The sequence below is a fragment of the uncultured Streptococcus sp. genome, assembly GCF_901875575.1.
In the GTDB taxonomy this organism is placed as follows: domain Bacteria; phylum Bacillota; class Bacilli; order Lactobacillales; family Streptococcaceae; genus Streptococcus.
Map to the genome: position 1 here is coordinate 70,101 of NZ_CABFMF010000033.1, position 16,949 is coordinate 87,049.

13 protein-coding genes and 2 pseudogenes are annotated in these 16,949 nt (G+C 38.9%); 10 read left to right on the forward strand and 5 right to left on the reverse strand.

Annotated elements, in window-relative coordinates; translation table 11 throughout:
* Positions 1-139 precede the first annotated feature (139 nt).
* Both QZ114_RS07300 and QZ114_RS07305 read left to right on the forward strand, forming a co-directional pair.
* The gene (locus tag QZ114_RS07300; protein ID WP_295501570.1) at positions 140-1,210 is read left to right on the forward strand and encodes a PD-(D/E)XK nuclease family protein; all 1,071 of its coding nucleotides are present in this window, start codon (positions 140-142) and stop codon (positions 1,208-1,210) included.
* Positions 1,211-1,396: 186 nt separating this feature from the next.
* Positions 1,397-2,830: an ATP-binding protein gene (locus QZ114_RS07305; protein ID WP_295501573.1), complete on the forward strand. Its 1,434-nt coding sequence runs from the start codon at positions 1,397-1,399 to the stop codon at positions 2,828-2,830.
* A 511-nt stretch (positions 2,831-3,341) separates the two neighbouring features.
* Here the strand turns inward: QZ114_RS07305 and QZ114_RS07310 are convergent.
* Positions 3,342-3,729, reverse strand: a pseudogene (locus tag QZ114_RS07310) (tyrosine-type recombinase/integrase).
* 330 nt (positions 3,730-4,059) lie between these two features.
* Here QZ114_RS07310 and QZ114_RS07315 point away from each other — a divergent pair.
* Positions 4,060-5,109 (forward strand): DUF389 domain-containing protein, encoded by a 1,050-nt coding sequence (locus tag QZ114_RS07315; protein WP_295501575.1) that lies wholly within the window; start codon positions 4,060-4,062, stop codon positions 5,107-5,109.
* Positions 5,110-5,248: 139 nt separating this feature from the next.
* Here QZ114_RS07315 and thrS read toward each other — a convergent pair whose 3' ends face one another.
* The 3 genes and pseudogenes from thrS to QZ114_RS07330 all read right to left on the reverse strand — a co-directional run bounded on the left by thrS (position 5,249) and on the right by QZ114_RS07330 (position 7,882).
* Positions 5,249-7,192: a threonine--tRNA ligase gene (gene thrS, locus QZ114_RS07320; RefSeq protein ID WP_295501577.1), complete on the reverse strand. Its 1,944-nt coding sequence runs from the start codon at positions 7,190-7,192 to the stop codon at positions 5,249-5,251.
* A 51-nt stretch (positions 7,193-7,243) separates the two neighbouring features.
* Positions 7,244-7,437, reverse strand: a pseudogene (locus QZ114_RS07325) (hypothetical protein).
* Between the two features lie 73 nt (positions 7,438-7,510).
* Entirely contained in the window at positions 7,511-7,882 is a 372-nt protein-coding gene (locus QZ114_RS07330; protein ID WP_295501580.1) for a hypothetical protein, read from the reverse strand.
* Between the two features lie 203 nt (positions 7,883-8,085).
* Between QZ114_RS07330 and rpsO the strand changes: the two genes are divergently transcribed.
* From rpsO to QZ114_RS07360, 6 genes are all read left to right on the forward strand, one after another.
* On the forward strand, positions 8,086-8,355 hold the full coding sequence (rpsO, locus tag QZ114_RS07335; protein WP_001018251.1) for a 30S ribosomal protein S15: 270 nt from the start codon (positions 8,086-8,088) through the stop codon (positions 8,353-8,355).
* An 878-nt stretch (positions 8,356-9,233) separates the two neighbouring features.
* Positions 9,234-9,854 carry a CadD family cadmium resistance transporter gene (locus QZ114_RS07340; protein ID WP_045611205.1) on the forward strand — a complete coding sequence of 207 codons (621 nt, stop codon included), beginning with the start codon at positions 9,234-9,236 and terminating at the stop codon, positions 9,852-9,854.
* 257 nt (positions 9,855-10,111) lie between these two features.
* Positions 10,112-11,158 carry an iron ABC transporter permease gene (locus QZ114_RS07345; protein WP_295501584.1) on the forward strand — a complete coding sequence of 349 codons (1,047 nt, stop codon included), beginning with the start codon at positions 10,112-10,114 and terminating at the stop codon, positions 11,156-11,158.
* Position 11,159: 1 nt separating this feature from the next.
* Entirely contained in the window at positions 11,160-11,915 is a 756-nt protein-coding gene (locus tag QZ114_RS07350) for an ABC transporter ATP-binding protein (protein WP_295501587.1), read from the forward strand.
* 19 nt (positions 11,916-11,934) lie between these two features.
* The gene (locus QZ114_RS07355) at positions 11,935-12,945 is read left to right on the forward strand and encodes an ABC transporter substrate-binding protein (protein WP_295501589.1); all 1,011 of its coding nucleotides are present in this window, start codon (positions 11,935-11,937) and stop codon (positions 12,943-12,945) included.
* Positions 12,926-13,618 (forward strand): alpha/beta hydrolase-fold protein, encoded by a 693-nt coding sequence (locus QZ114_RS07360; protein ID WP_295501591.1) that lies wholly within the window; start codon positions 12,926-12,928, stop codon positions 13,616-13,618. The genes QZ114_RS07355 and QZ114_RS07360 overlap by 20 nt, the downstream gene beginning before the upstream one ends.
* A gap of 43 nt (positions 13,619-13,661) precedes the next feature.
* Here the strand turns inward: QZ114_RS07360 and QZ114_RS07365 are convergent, their stop codons facing one another.
* Positions 13,662-14,411: a 1-acyl-sn-glycerol-3-phosphate acyltransferase gene (locus QZ114_RS07365; RefSeq protein ID WP_295501593.1), complete on the reverse strand. Its 750-nt coding sequence runs from the start codon at positions 14,409-14,411 to the stop codon at positions 13,662-13,664.
* A gap of 132 nt (positions 14,412-14,543) precedes the next feature.
* On the opposite strand from QZ114_RS07365, the gene QZ114_RS07370 reads away from it, so the two are divergent.
* The gene (locus QZ114_RS07370) at positions 14,544-16,880 is read left to right on the forward strand and encodes a cation-translocating P-type ATPase (protein ID WP_295501595.1); all 2,337 of its coding nucleotides are present in this window, start codon (positions 14,544-14,546) and stop codon (positions 16,878-16,880) included.
* The last annotated feature ends 69 nt before the right edge of the window (positions 16,881-16,949 follow it).

The following is a 16,949-nucleotide window of genomic DNA, read 5'->3' on the forward strand; positions in this document are numbered from 1 at the left end:
ATAAGGAGATGAATACGTTGTCTAAAGTGTATTTGTCTTCTTTTATTTAAATTTAATTTTCAATAAACTGATTAATTTATCTTATGATATAATAAAAACAAGTACATTACATTAATTATCATAGTAAAGGAGTTGTTAAATGGAAAATTATAATGAGTTACTAACACTTAGGAATAAAATAGAAAATACACTGAATTATCAACTGTCACTAAGCAATTTAGAATTATATCACAGCAATCTATTTGCTGTTGTTCTGGAGAAGTCTGAATTTATTAATCATAAGTTTTTTAGTAATGTTATTGATATTAATAAAAAATATACAGATTTAAAGGTTTACAGAGAAAAAAATTCGATTGATTTAACTATCGAGGTTATTGATGAGGATAGAAGGACTCATGTTATTTTTATAGAAAATAAGGTTAAGTCTTTACCAGACAAAAGTCAATTAATTCGTTATTCTGAAAAAGATTCTAATGCTAAAGGGATACTTCTTAGTTTAGTTAAACCTGAATTTGAACTACCTGATAGTTGGTTTAGAAGAAGTTATGGTGAGCTAATTGAGTATTATAGTGATTTACTTGATAAAGTAGATGAGAGTTTTAGATTATTCTTAACAGATTATGTTGAATATATGAAGAATGTGAAAGAGTTTATTGAAAAGATAAGTTATGGCGAATCATACTTTTTAGAAGAGTGTAATAATAAAGTACTTGAAGGTATGAGATTAAGGTCGGTTGTCGAGAAGATTCATTATGCGAATTTAGAGAATAAGATTTCTGATTTAGAATATAAAACATACTCTGGTAGGATAAGAGGAGCTCATCATTTTGGGATTTATCTTCCTATCGAAGGTACTACGTCATCATTTGATATTCAGATACAAGGAAAACAGTATAGACATAAGGTTAATTTTTCTCTTGAAGATAAAGCAAAATTAGGTGATTTAGAAAGAATATGTGATAGTATAAAAGAGAAAACTTGTTTGTATAATTTCAATCTAGAGGATAATCCAATTTTAGAAAAATCATCTTCAATAAAAAAATGGAAAACATATGGTAAAAAAGATTATTATGATTATGCTCATATAAAAAAACATGTATCTAGTAAAGAGTTGATTAATTATATAAGAACGGATATCAAGAAAATTGAAGCGGATCTGAAAATTGTTAAAGATATTATTTTAGAAAATATTAAATCAACAACTAAATAAAAAAATTAAATGCTGGTGAAGCAGTATTGATAAGTATCAATCTTCTAAAGGATTTATATATTAAGGTTGAAAAGTGTGCTCGCCCTCATCATAATGAAACACCTAGCCTATTATTTTAAGAAAAACAGATTCAGTAAGTAATACAGAATAATCATCATTATTTAACCAAAAATTAGGAGAAAATAAATGAAATATGATTTTAATTACTGGCAATTTTCGCCAGAAAATCAATATTTGGATAGGAAATCAGCTAGGAAAAAACCATCGGAATTGTTAAAGCATCTGATTGCCTTTGCTAATGCTGACGGAGGTCAGTTGATTATCGGGATTGAAGATGAAAAGCAGGATAATATTATCACTGGTTTCAAGGATGGGAAAGCCTATCCAATTGATGATTTCAAAAAGATAGACCGAGAGATGCGGGATACACCGTTGGACTTATCTTTTGAGGAAATACCTGTGGTTAATCATAAGGGAGAAGACGACCTGATTTTGGTTATCTCAGTTGAATTATCATCGAACCGAGTGATTGCTGCTCCAAATGATGAAGTTTATCTACGACAGGGAGATGAATCAGTCAGGTTGAGTTATGAGCAACGTATACAACTTAGTTATGATAAGGGACAGCGTTTCTTTGAAGATGAAATCATTGAAGATGCCACATTAGATGATATTGATGAACTATTGGTTCAGGATTTTAAGGACCATTTTGATATTTCAGAACGTTCAACTGAGGAGATATTAAAGGCAAGACGGTTTCTTATCAATGGTAAATTAACAAAGGCAGCTATTCTTATCTTTGGTAAGTATCCTTCAGCATTTTTCCCTCAAGCACGTGTTCGTTTTCAACGATTTGATGGGGTAGATGTAGGTACAGGAAGTGAATTTAATGTTATTAAGGAAGTAACATTTGATGATGCATTGCCTAAATTAATTGTTAAAGTTAGAGATTTTATTCGAACCCAGCTACGAGAGTTTCAGTATCTAGATAGTGATGGTAGATTTCAGATACTTCCAGAATATCCTGAATTTGCTTGGTTTGAAGGAATTGTAAATGCAGTAACCCACAGGAATTATTCAGTATACGGAGATCATATCAGGGTATTGATGTTTGATAATCGTTTAGAGATTCATAGCCCAGGAAAACTACCGAATATTGTAACTGTTGAGAATATAAGACATGAACGTTTTTCTAGAAATCCGCGTATAGCTCGTACCTTAACTGAATTTGGATGGGTCCGAGAAATGAATGAGGGAGTAAAACGAATCTATTCTGAAATGGAATCTGCTTTTCTCCATGAACCGTGTTACTCTGAACCAGGTAACAAAGTAGTTTTAATATTAGAAAACAGTATTACAAGTAGAACATTGAGAACGCGTGATTCTTTGGAAAGTAAACTTAGAGATTATAGTGATTTAAGTGTTGATGAAAAACTATTGATACAGTATATGTACAATACAGCAGAACCTATGACAACTAAAAAAGTAGCAGAGTTCTTAGGTAGGAGTGTTTCTTACTCGTCAAAATTATTGAAAACGTTGAGAGCAAAAGGCATTTTAACATGGTATGGGACAAGTACGAAAGATCGCAGTCAATACTATAAATTAGAAATGAAATAAAAACGAAGAAAAACGAAGAAAACATAGTTACTAATTAGTGAATTTATAAAGTAAGCTCACTTTTAAATTCATGAAATTTATTCGCTTTATAGATTTGCAATTCAGTTGTTTGTATGGGAATGTGATTTGTATTATCCATCGTTTCACAACAAGTAACGAAACGAAGAAAAACGAAGAAAAACGAAGAAAAACGAAGAAAAATAAATCGTTATTTCTCAACTACATAAGCTCCGAGAACTAAAAAGTGATAACCCTTTGATAACCTCTTGATTTTCAAAAGAATTATATATGTAAAAATTGAGGATTTATCTCTCAAAATTACTTGATTTTAGTGATAATTTACCATAAATATCATGATGTAGAAAAAACCAGGTCTTAAGAAAGCTCGTAAAGCTAGCCAGTTCTCAAAACGTTAATCAATACGATTATATCAACGTTTCAAAGCACTCAAAAGTTTACCTTATGGGTGCTTTTTTCGTGTTTTTTTGAAAAGTTTACCTCAAAGTTCACCTTATTGTTTTAGAGACTTTAAAGCAAATTCACCTACTGTCATAGGAACTACATTAGAAGTGTTGACATAAGTCTGAGTTGTACCTGTATCGCTATGAGTCAATGCTTCAGAAATGGCTTCTAAACTCATTCCTGCTTGTTTTGCAAGTGTCGCTCCCGTATGTCGCAGTTTAATGAGGTGTAGCGTGTGTCAGCTCTTTATGTCGCTTCCTGATGCTTTTCATTTTATTGTTTAGATAGTTAGCATGTAAAGGCTTGTTGATGTTTCCTTTTGTGTCGATATATGTAAAAACAAATTGTTCTGGATTACTGATGATGCCAAACTTTGCTAGTTCATATCTTTGTTGTTCTTTCCAAGAGATAAGAAGCTGAAGTAAGTCATTAGAAATAGAGAAAATAGGATAGAAAAAGCTCTATTTCAGGAGAAAATGAAGCAAATATTTCTATAATAAAACGCAATCTTTCAGAGGAGATACCGGTTTTTCTTTTTCTAATAAGGAATCTAAAATTTCTTGCTTTCTCTATCTGTTCAATTGATAGATTTCTTCAGAGAAAGACTGTAACATTTTTGATATAATGTTAAGGATGGACTGACGGATATTTAAAGGATAATTTTCAAAAGAATAACAGGTGAGAAGAAAAATATGTAAGATTGGATAGAAGTCTCTCTACCATCATCCATGCAGAAACAAGATTATATGAAATAAAGGAAGTAACCAATGACCGGAAACTATTCAACACGTGAATACCGTGAGAAATTATATGATGATCTTCATGTTCGATTAAGAGATACAGTGATTTTGATGTGTGCGATTTTTATTGCCTCTATCGGCCTAAATATGAATTCAACAGCTGTCATTATTGGAGCCATGCTGATTTCCCCTCTTATGACACCGATTGTTGGACTCGGATTTGGTTTAGCTATTTTTGATACGCGTTTAATCAAGCAATCTCTAGAGGTTTTATTCACCCAAGTATTGGTCAGCTTGCTTGTGTCGACTCTGTATTTCTGGATTTCTCCCTTATCTTATGCAAGTAGCGAATTGATTGCACGAACCTCTCCAACCATTTGGGATGTTCTCATTGCTATTGCTGGTGGAATAGCAGGTGTCATTGGTTCAAGGAAAAAAGAAGCAAATAATATCGTGCCAGGAGTAGCCATTGCAACAGCTCTGATGCCACCTATCTGTACTGCAGGCTATGGTTTAGCTAATGGAAATGTACGATTTTTATTTGGAGCTCTCTATCTTTTCTTGATCAACTGTGTATTTATCATGCTAATCAACATTGTTGGAACAAGAATTTTGATGAGAAAATCTCCCTTAAGTTCATTTAAAGAGCTAAATATTAAAATGAGAATTGGGTTGACATCCTTGATTGTATTATTGATTCTTCCAGCCAGCTATTCAGCAGTTACTCTGACGATAGAGCAAGCGCGAAAAGAAGGAATTAAACAGTTTGTAGGAAAAGAGTTCGCCAATCACACGGTTATTAATCAAGTCTACAAGTCAAGGAACAATGAATTGGTCTTAACGGTTGTTGGAGATCCGATTTCAGAAGAAGAATTAGAAACGCTCCACCAAAAACAAGCCTCTTACGGTATTCAATCTGTTCAATTGAAAGTCAATCAAGTCCATAATTCGACAAAATTAGACAGTGATACGACCAAAGAATTTTATGAAACCATTAACAAGTATATCGATCAAAAACTCTCCGAAAAAGATTCACAAAAAGATCTCGTAAAAGAAAATGAAGCAGACAAGGAATGAGGATATTGACCTTATCAAACCCATGAAAGCAAATCTTGTGTGGTGGTTTGACCAATCACTACTAGCTCAGATTAAATAAAATATAAAAAAGCAACAGCTGTTTTAGTTGTTGCTTTTTAGGTAGCTAGGATTTTATCTCTTATTTCTCAACTCGTGATTTGTTAGCGATATCAGCTAGGATAGCTTGAACAAAATCATCTACTGAGACAGTTTGTGTTTCTTTTTGGCCATAGCGGCGAACGTTAACAGTTCCGTCTTCCATTTCCTTGTCCCCAACGATTAATTGGTAAGGAATCTTGCTGGTTTGTGAAGCACGGATCTTGAACTGCATTTTTTCATTGCGCTCATCGACATCTGCACGGACACTACGGTCGCGGAGTTTCTTAGCCACTTCCCATGCGTAGTCCACGTGTTTTTCGTTAGATACTGGGATGAGGGTTACTTGGTGTGGTGCAAGCCATGTTGGGAAGGCACCCTTGTAGTTTTCAATCAAGATAGCAGTGAAGCGTTCCATAGTTGAGATAACCCCACGGTGAATCATAACTGGACGGTGCTCTTCGCCATCAGCTCCGATGTATTTGAGGTCGAAGCGTTCTGGAAGCAAGAAGTCAAGCTGGATAGTAGAAAGGGTTTCTTCTTTGCCAAGGGCAGTCTTAACCTGGATATCCAATTTTGGTCCGTAGAAGGCTGCTTCACCTTCGGCTTCAAAGTAGTCAACACCCATTTCATCAAGGGCTGCACGAAGCATGGTTTGGGCATTTTCCCACATTTGGTCGTTGTCGAAGTATTTTTCTTTGTCCTCTGGGTCACGAAGAGAGAGGCGGAAGCGGTATTCATTCAAGTTGAAATCTTCATAAACATCGATAATCAACTGAAGGGCACGTTGAAATTCTTCTTGGATTTGTTCTGGAGTAACGAAGAGGTGACCGTCGTTGAGTGACATTTCACGTACACGTTGAAGACCAGTGAGGGCACCAGATTTTTCATAACGGTGCATCATACCGATTTCAGCGATACGGATTGGCAATTCACGGTAAGAGTGAACATGGTGTTTGAAGACTTGGATGTGGTGCGGGCAGTTCATTGGACGAAGGACAAATTCTTCCCCGTCACCCATGTCCATAGTTGGGAACATGTCTTCTTGGTAATGATCCCAGTGACCAGAAGTCTTGTAAAGTTCAACAGAAGCAAGTGGTGGAGTGTAGACGTGTTGGTAACCAGAAGCCAACTCTTTGTCTACGATGTAGCGTTCCAATTCACGACGGATAGTTGCACCATTTGGCAACCAGAATGGAAGTCCTTGACCAACCTCTTGAGAAATCATGAAGAGGTCAAGCTCTTTACCAAGTTTACGGTGGTCACGTTCCTTAGCTTCTTCACGCATTTGAAGGTAGTTTTTCAAGTCTTTCTTGTCAAACCAAGCTGTACCGTAGATACGTTGCATCATAGCGTTGTCGCTATTTCCACGCCAGTATGCACCTGCTACATGGAGAAGGTGGAAGATTTGGATGCGACCTGTTGATGGGACGTGAGGGCCACGGCAGAGGTCTACATACTCACCCTGACGATAGATAGTCAAACCGCCTTCGTCTTCTGAGTGTTCTTCAATCAATTCCAACTTGTAAGGGTCGTTCTTGAAGATTTCACGTGCCTCATCTTTAGTCACTTCTTCACGAATAGATGTGAAGTTTTCTTTGACGATTTTTTGCATTTCTTCTTCGATACGTGGAAGGTCTTCGTTAGAGATTTGACCAGCAGTATTATCTGTATCGTAATAGAAGCCGTCTTCGATGGCTGGACCAACTCCCAAGTGAATGTCTGGGAAAAGACGACGAGCTGCTTGGGCAAACAAGTGGGCAGCGGAGTGACGCAAGATTGGAAGGGCATCTTCGTGGTCAGGTGTCACGATTTCAAGGCTACCATCTTCAGTGATAGCACGAGTAGTGTCGATGAGTTTGCCGTTGAATTTACCAGCCAAGGCCTTTTTAGCTAGGGAATTGCTGATAGATTGGGCAATTTCAAAAGTTGTTACGCCAGATTCGAATTCACGAATAGCGCCATCTGGGAAAGTAATGTTAATCATGATTTTCTCCTTATATTGGTTATCCATTATTTCTAAAGCAGAAGTGTTTCCCTATTTCGCAGTCTTAAATAAAGAAAAACAAAAAGCGACATCCTCGAAAGGACGTCGCAACGTGGTTCCACCTTCATTTATGTACAACAAAAACTGTTGACACCTCTGATTGGCTCTAACGTAGCCACCGTTTTATGTTTTCATAAAAGTAAGTAGAGTAGTATCAATTTAGACTTTCTATGCGTTTTCAGCAACCACGCACTCTCTAGTAGAAAGGGGCTAAGTGACTTGTCTCTATGGATTATTATAGCATGATTGTGAGATTTTTCAAGGATTTTGTGAAAGTTTTTTGTTTTTCATTTTTTGTAGAATACGCTTGATACCAATACCGGAAGCCATACCTATTATGGCAAAGATTTCATAGGCTAGAAAGTAGATAATGCTAAAATCTTGGAAAGGAATGATAGTAAAACAAAAGAGTAATAAAATATTGAGTAACCACCGAAGGGAAAAATGAAAATGGTAGCCGTAAAGCAGAGAAACGATGAAGGTTACTAAAGGAGAAAAAATAAAGATATTTAGAATATAGAGTCCTAGGAGATTGGAGTCGGATGAGAGTAATGAAAATAACTCATAAAGTGGCCAATAAAAGAAAAATATGACCAGATAGTAGGGGAGATGGGAATAGAATCGACGCATGATAATCACCTCGTTTAAAAAACAGACAACTTAGGTCTATTGCTATAATTATTATAGCATATTTAAAACAAGAAAGTAAATTTGTTGACAAAGAAGTTAGTTATTGGTAGAATAAGGATTGTCGTAAAGACAAATAACTTCTTCTTGGTTACAGGCATGCCGACCTGTCACTCGGATGAAGCCAAATAAAAAGGAGAAAAATCATGGCAATCTCAAAAGAGAAAAAAAATGAAATCATCGCACAATATGCACGTCACGAAGGTGATACAGGTTCAGTAGAGGTTCAAGTTGCTGTCCTTACTTGGGAAATCAACCACCTTAACGAACACATCAAACAACACAAAAAAGACCACGCTACTTACCGTGGATTGATGAAGAAAATCGGTCGCCGTCGTAACTTGCTTGCATACTTGCGTAAAAACGACGTTAACCGTTACCGTGAGTTGATCAACTCTCTAGGACTTCGTCGCTAATTCAAGATACAAAGGCCGTCAAAAGCACAAAGCAAAAAAGATAAAATCTCCTAGAAACTTCAGTTTCTAGGAGATTTTATCTTTTTTGCCAAGTACTTAGGCCGTGTTCAATTGAGCATATCTTGATAATGAAGCTACTCTAAATTGGGTAGCTTTTTTACATTGTCACCTTACCTCGATATACTCAAGTATTATCTTCGGTTACGGTTCCTAGCACTGTAAGGTAAAATAAACCAGAATGATCTCCCTTCGGGGAGATTTTTTTGTTTCACTAAAAATTTTGTACAACCTTCGCCTCGTTGCCTAGTCTATAAACGTTTTATCCAGCAAGAATCATGATGCTAAGGGCGTCAAAAATCCGTATGAAAATAGGGAAAGGATACCGTGTTCGATGAACACAAGGAGTTTCATCTTTTTCACTAGGATTTTAGCCCGGGCTCAAATCAGCTCTCTGATTTTCAGAGGGCTTTTTCATTAAGGTTTTATCGGTCACAATTTTGGAGACTGCAAAAACCAATCACTTTGTTAGCTATTAGTTGTGCTTGTTTTATCGGTCACAATTTTGGAGACTACAAAAACCTCAAATGGTATCAGCTAATGACACCATAAAGGTGCGTAGCTACTCGGCTTTTCAAGCCGAGTAGCTGTCTGCAAGCCCCTTCGGAAAGCCCACACTTTACGAAGTAAAGTATAGTATGTTATACTTTACATGGAAGTAGTCACCGAATTCCAGTTAGAAATTACTTTGTAACTACGTTTTGAGGAGGAGTAAAATGCTTTCCTATGTTCGACATTACCCACTAGCGATAGCTAAATTAATGTGTCTGTGCTCTCCTAAAATCTGCTGATTTATTACTGACCAATACAGGAGGTTTTTTATGGGACAGACAATCATATCTGCTATTGGTGTTTATATTTCCACCAGTATCGATTATTTAATTATTTTATTTATTTTATTTGCACAGCTATCACAGAATAAACAAAAATGGCATATTTATGCGGGGCAATATCTAGGCACAGGCTTACTTGTAGGGGCGAGTTTAGTTGCTGCTTATGTCGTTAATTTCGTGCCTGAAGAATGGATGGTTGGATTGCTTGGTTTAATCCCTATCTATTTAGGGATTCGCTTTGCAATTGTTGGAGAAGGTGAGGAAGAAGAGGAAGAAGAGGAAGAAATTATTGAAAGATTAGAACAAAGCAAGGCCAATCAACTGTTTTGGACAGTTACATTGCTGACAATTGCGTCTGGCGGAGATAATTTAGGTATCTATATACCTTATTTTGCTTCGTTAGATTGGTCACAGACCCTCGTGGCGTTGCTTGTGTTTGTAATCGGCATAATTATCTTATGCGAGATTAGTCGGGTGTTATCCTCTATTCCGTTAATATTCGAGACAATTGAAAAATACGAGCGAATCATTGTGCCCTTAGTATTCATTCTACTTGGACTATACATCATGTATGAAAATGGCACGATAGAGACTTTTCTGATCGTGTAGTTTTTTTTGTTTCACTAGGATTTTAGCCCGAGCTCAAATCAGCTCTCTGACTTCAGAGGGCTTTTTACATTGTTATCTTACCTTGCTATGCTCAAGCATTATCTTTGCTTATGCTTTCTGGCACTGTATGGAAAAATCAACCATAATTTTTCTGGTTTTAATTGTATTTTTTCCATAGCTTGTTACACAGTTGAAAATATGGTATACTTTTCATGAGAATTTTCTAAATTTTTAAGATTCTATCAAAGGAGGTTTTCATGCTTTCCAAATTTTCTGGAAGCCGACAAGACCAGCAATTTGTGTTACTTTTAGTTATTTTGCTAGGTATTTTAGGGATTTCTCTCTTTCTAGCAGTTTCAATGGGATCTGTTGCGATTGATCTAGGAGATACCTATCGGATTATTTTGAGTAGGTTGGGATTTCCTCTTGAGATAGGAGAGGTTTCCAAGTCGACTCTTGCCATTGTATGGAACATGAGATTCCCCCGAGTATTGTTAGGTCTGATAGTGGGGGCTGGTCTTTCTATGTGTGGTAGCGTGATGCAGTCTACAGTGAACAATCCCATCGCAGAGCCTTATGTCTTAGGAATATCTGCGGGTGCAACTCTAGGAGCAACTCTAAGCATCATTCTTGGTTTAAAAGTGATGATTAGCCTTGGAGCTTTTCTTGGAGCTATTTTGGCAACAATTGCTGTTCTCATCATTGCCTCTATGCAGGGAAGGATGACGACTTCCAGTCTGATTTTATCAGGAACGGTGGTCAACGCTCTCTTTCTGGCTTTTTCCAACTTTATTATCTCAGTCGGCGCTAATGCGGATAGTGTGATGACCATTAAGTTTTGGACCATGGGCTCGCTCGCGGGGACTTCCTGGGCAGACTTGGTCCTGCCAACTATAGTAGTAGGAATGGCCTTTCTATTTTTCTCTACCCAGTATCGTGTTTTCAATGCGATGATGATGGGAGATGAGGCTGCTTTAACTTTGGGGATTCCCTTACGCTTTTATTGGTATCTTTATGTGACAATGGTGGCTGTGCTGACAGCAGTATTAGTGGCAACCTGTGGGATTATTGGATTTGTCGGCCTGATTACTCCACATTTAGCTCGAGGGTTAGTAGGAACGAATTACAAGAGGCTTTTTCCTGTTGCAACCTTGCTAGGTGCCCTTTTTGTCGTCTGGGCAGACGTACTCTCTCGTATCATCATTCCAAATGCTGAGTTGCCTATTGGTATTTTCACAGCCTTAGTAGGTGCTCCCTTCTTTATCTACATTGTTGGAGGTAGGCGAAGGGAGGTGAGGGTCTGATATGGACTTGATTTGTCAGGACATCCATTTTGGACTAGGGGAGAAAAAAATCCTCAAAGGAGTCTCTCTTAAGGTTGAAGGGAATCAATTTCACACGATATTAGGACCAAATGGAAGCGGGAAAACCAGTCTACTTAAACTTCTCTATCGTCAGGAAAAGGCGGACAAAGGCTTGATAAGTCTAGATGGGAAACCTCTTGAACAATGGACAATCAAAGAAACAGCCAAGCAAATGGCAGTTGTCACCCAGTTTAATCAGCTGCAGTTTGATTGTACAGTTGAGGAAATCGTCTTGCTGGGAAGAACTCCCCACCTCTCTTTTTTACAGAAGGAAAGGGAAAGAGATTTTACACTCGTTCAAGATGCCCTTGTTAAGGTGGATATGCTTGAGAAGAAAACTCGTCTCTATTCGTCTCTGTCAGGGGGAGAGAAACAACGAGTCTTATTAGCCCGAGCCTTGGCGCAAGAACCGACTCTCTTGCTCCTGGACGAACCAACCAATCACTTGGATATCAAGTATCAGCTAGACTTGTTGGCCATTGTGAAAAATCTCAAGGTCAATGTTCTAGCTGTCCTACATGATATTCAACTTGCTTGTCGCTATTCGGATTATCTCTATCTGATGAAAGAGGGGGAAATCCTTTACCAAGGGACTCCAAAGGAGACCATCACCCCTGAGTCATTGCAAACTGTATACGGAGTTCAAAGTCAGGTGAATTGGACCGAGGATCAGCAAGCTATGATTCACTATTTATAAGAATGAAAAGGAAAACAAGATGAAAAAAACACTAAGCATTTTACTCGTAACAGTAGCTACCCTAACCATGGCAGCTTGTGGCAATACTACTACAGAAAAAGCTACCACACAATCTAGCACAGAGACAAGTCAAAAGGCAAACGCAGAGACGACTTATCCACTAACGGTCAAAACCTATGACGCGAAAGGAAATGAAGTCGAACAAGTTTTTGACAAGGCACCTGAAAAAGTTATTACAAACAATCTTTCAACCACTGAAATCTTATTGGAGTTAGGCTTGAAGGATAAAATTGTTGGCATGCTCAATCCAGACAATGCTGTGACGGACAAATACAAGGACGCGATTGCGACTATTCCTCAAATTGGGGATAAAAAAACAGCCTCACAAGAGACAGTCCTTTCTTATGAGCCAGACTCTGTGATGGGTCGAAACATGATGTTTTCTGAAAAATCCTTGGGGACAGTTAGCACTTGGAATGAAAACAAAATCCCAGTTTATACGCAAAAAGCTTCTCTCTCAACAATTCAGCAAGATTTGGGGAATATCGTAGAAGATGTCAAAAATCTTGGAATGATTTTTAATGTTCAGGATAAAGCTAATGAATACGCAGCCCAATTACAAGCTAAAATTGACGCTGTTAAGAAAGCAAATCCAGCAAGCCAAGGTGAAAAGAAAAAGGCTTTGATTATGGTTGCTTATAATGATGAAACCTTCGGTGCCTACAAGTCTGCTTTGCAAGAAAGTTTGCTGAACCAACTTGGTTATACAAACGTTGCTACGGGGACATCAGGCTTGACCTTGGAAAATCTCGTGTCAATGGATCCTGAATTGATTATCTATGTAACCAGCGATCGTAATAAAAAATTGGATGAAAAAGCAGTAGAGTTGATGAAGGCAAATGCTGTTTTGGAAAGCGTTCCTGCTATTAAGAATCAAAAAATCATGACCATCTCTTACGATGAGTTGATGGACTATGGTCCAGCAGTGATTGATTCTCTTGAGAAAATCAATGACTTTATCAATAAATAATGAGTTTGATTGGGAAGGAATTCAAGTCAAAATCAGCCTTCCTTCTAACTACGACCCCAATCAAACCTATCCGGCTATTTTATTGAATGATGGAAACTTGGATTTCCTATCGTCCCTTTCCGAATCTGTGATTTTAGTGGGCTTGATCTCTAAAAATCGCCTAGACGACTACACTCCCTGGAGGGCAGCTGCTCTGAGAGATGGAGCTCCAGATTTTGGGGGTCAGGCCAACGTCTATCATGATCATTTATTTAGAGGTCTTTTAGATAAGTTGCAGTCGCTTTATCGACTGGATGAAGCACGCCTTGCCTACGGAGGTTATTCACTAGGTGGTTTGGCGGCAGTCTACAGTCTTTTCAGCTTTGACAAGGTTTCCTATGTCTTTTCGATCTGCGGTTCCTTTTGGTATCCTGATTTTGTGGCTTACTGCAAGGAAGAGTCAGTGAAAAATCTAAACTGTTTGCTGTATTTACAGAATGGTCAAACAGAAGGAGCCTATCATACTAATCGCTTGGCTCAAGCACCAGTCTATGCCGAGAAGATTCATACTAGTCTTCAGAAAAGCTATCCGACCGGTCAGTTTGTCTTTGATTCTTATGGGCATCATGAACAAGTGGCTGAACGCTTTCTGGCCTTTTCCAGCTGGTTGGTCCAAAAATGGAAAATCGAATAAAAGAATTATCCCTTGGCAGAAGCCAAGGGATTGTTGTATTTATTTAACCAAGTTTTTCTCTTTTCTTATCTGGATTCCAGATGAAGCTTGCGATAAAGCTAAAGATGATAGTTAGGATAGCGAGGATAATGGCAAGGATGAGGGCAGGAATGCGGATAAACCACCAGAGTGGGTTTGGTTTTTTATCATTGTGCCATTGTTTCGTTTCTTGGTCCAGACGTTGGAATTCTGTTTGGATACGATTGGCGACTGTTTCAATGCCTTCATCATTCATTTTCTTGATATCTGAGATATCGATTGGATTTCCAAAGTTCATATCGACACGCTCACGGCTAACCAAGCCTTTCAAGGTCATAGGACCTGTGTAGGTAACCGGCATAATACGGACCTTGGCCATTTTGGCAATCAGAGCAACTCCACCCTTGACATCGTTTGAGTGACGGCTCCCACTTGGAAACATGATGAGAGAGCGCTCACTTTTTTTAAGAACATTGATAGGGTATTTGATGGCAGAAGCGCTAGGATTTTCACGGTCGATAGGAAAGGCGCCACACATACGGATCCACCAACCAAAGATACGGTTGGTAAAGAGTTCTTTTTTTGCCATAAAGATAAATTGTTTTGGCTTGGTCGCAAAGGCCATGTAAACAGGATCCCACCAGGTACGGTGAGGCGCAACTAAAATATAATTTTCATCTTGATTAGGAATTTTATCAGTATTATGATAGTGGGCATTGCCATTGATGGACCATAGGAGCAAGACAACCAATCCACGTAAATAAGTATAAAACATGCGATCTCCTTCAATTATTTTCTTGTTATTATTATACCTTATCAAAGGAGGGCTGGCAAACTTTTCCCTTGACTAGGTGCATATTTGGGGTGAGATTAGAATTCTGTTAAAAAAAATGATATGATAGAATTTATGGATAAAAATAAGATTATGGGATTAACCCAAAGAGAAGTCAAGGAAAGACAGGCTAAGGGCTTGGTCAATGATTTTACTGCATCGGCCAGTACTAGCACTTGGCAAATCGTTAAACGAAATGTCTTTACCCTTTTTAACGCTTTGAACTTTGCCATTGCTTTGGCACTAGCCTTTGTGCAGGCTTGGAGCAATCTGGTCTTCTTTGCCGTTATCTGCTTTAACGCTTTTTCTGGAATTGTGACCGAGCTGCGAGCTAAACACATGGTGGACAAGCTCAATCTCATGACCAAGGAAAAGGTCAAGACTATTCGTGATGGCCAGGAAGTTGCTCTTAATCCTGAAGAATTGGTTTTAGGAGATGTCATTCGTTTGTCTGCAGGGGAGCAGATTCCCAGTGATGCCTTGGTTTTGGAAGGCTTTGCGGAAGTCAATGAAGCCATGCTAACGGGAGAAAGTGATTTGGTGCAAAAGGAAGTGGACGCCTTGCTTTTGTCAGGAAGTTTCCTAGCTAGTGGGTCAGTTTTAGCTCAAGTTCACCATGTCGGTGCAGACAACTATGCTGCCAAACTCATGCTGGAAGCCAAGACTGTGAAACCAATCAACTCTCGTATCATGAAATCGCTGGACAAGTTAGCAGGTTTTACTGGAAAGATTATCATTCCTTTTGGTCTGGCTCTCTTGCTAGAAGCCTTGCTTTTAAAAGGCTTGCCTCTTAAGTCATCCGTTGTAAATTCGTCAACAGCCCTTTTGGGGATGTTGCCTAAGGGAATTGCCCTTTTGACCATTACTTCGCTCTTGACTGCGGTGATTAAGTTGGGCTTGAAAAAGGTCTTGGTGCAGGAGATGTATTCTGTTGAGACCTTGGCGCGCGTGGATATGCTCTGTTTGGACAAGACGGGCACCATCACCCAAGGAAAGATGCAAGTGGAGGCTGTTCTTCCACTGACGGAAACTTACGGTGAAGAGGCTATTGCCAGCATCCTGACAAGCTATATGGCCCATAGTGAGGATAAAAATCCAACTGCCCAAGCTATTCGAAAGCGTTTTGTGGGAGAAGTTACTTATCCTATGATTTCCAATCTTCCTTTCTCAAGCGACCGCAAGTGGGGAGCCATGGAGTTAGAAGGTTTGGGAACAGTTTTCTTAGGGGCGCCTGAGATGTTGCTGGATTCTGAGGTACCAGAAGCCAGAGAGGCCTTGGAGAGAGGTTCACGTGTCTTGGTCTTAGCTCTCAGTCAGGAGAAATTAGACCATCACAAGCCACAGAAACCATCTGATATTCAGGCTCTAGCCTTGCTGGAAATCTTGGACCCCATTCGAGAGGGAGCAGCTGAGACGCTGGACTATCTCCGTTCTCAGGAAGTAGGACTCAAGATTATCTCTGGTGACAATCCAGTTACGGTATCCAGCATTGCCCAGAAGGCTGGTTTTGCGGACTATGACAGTTATGTAGATTGTTCGAAAATCACGGATGAGGAATTGGTTGCTATGGCGGAGGAGACTGCGATTTTTGGACGTGTTTCTCCCCATCAAAAGAAACTCATTATCCAAACGTTGAAAAAAGCGGGTCATACAACAGCTATGACAGGGGACGGGGTCAATGATATTCTGGCCCTTCGTGAGGCGGATTGCTCTATCGTAATGGCGGAGGGAGACCCGGCAACACGTCAGATTGCCAATCTGGTTCTCTTGAACTCTGACTTTAATGATGTTCCTGAGATTCTCTTTGAAGGTCGTCGCGTGGTCAATAACATTGCTCACATTGCACCGATTTTCTTGATAAAGACCATCTATTCTTTCCTGTTAGCAGTCATCTGTATTGCCAGTGCTTTACTAGGTCGGTCTGAATGGATTTTGATTTTCCCTTTCATTCCGATTCAAATTACCATAATCGACCAATTCGTGGAAGGTTTCCCGCCATTTGTTCTAACTTTTGAGCGAAATATCAAACCTGTTGAGCCAAACTTCCTCAGAAAATCCATGCTTCGTGCCCTACCAAGTGCTCTCATGGTCGTCTTCAGCGTTCTCTTTGTGAAACTATTTGGAAGTAGCCAAGGTTGGTCTGAAATAGAAATCTCAACCCTCCTCTATTATCTCTTGGGGTCAATTGGCTTCTTATCTGTATTTAGAGCCTGCATGCCATTCACTCTTTGGCGTGTCCTCTTGATTGTCTGGTCAGTAGGAGGCTTCCTAGCTACAGCTCTCTTCCCAAGGATTCAAAAACTACTTGAAATTTCGACCTTGACAGGACAAACGCTACCTGTTTATGGTGTCATGATGTTGGTCTTTACGGTGATTTTCATCCTGACCAATCGCTATCAAGCTAGAAAATAAAGACAGACTGCAATCTGTGGATTGTGGTCTTTTTTAGCTGCAAGATAGTTAGCTGAAATGTGGTATAAT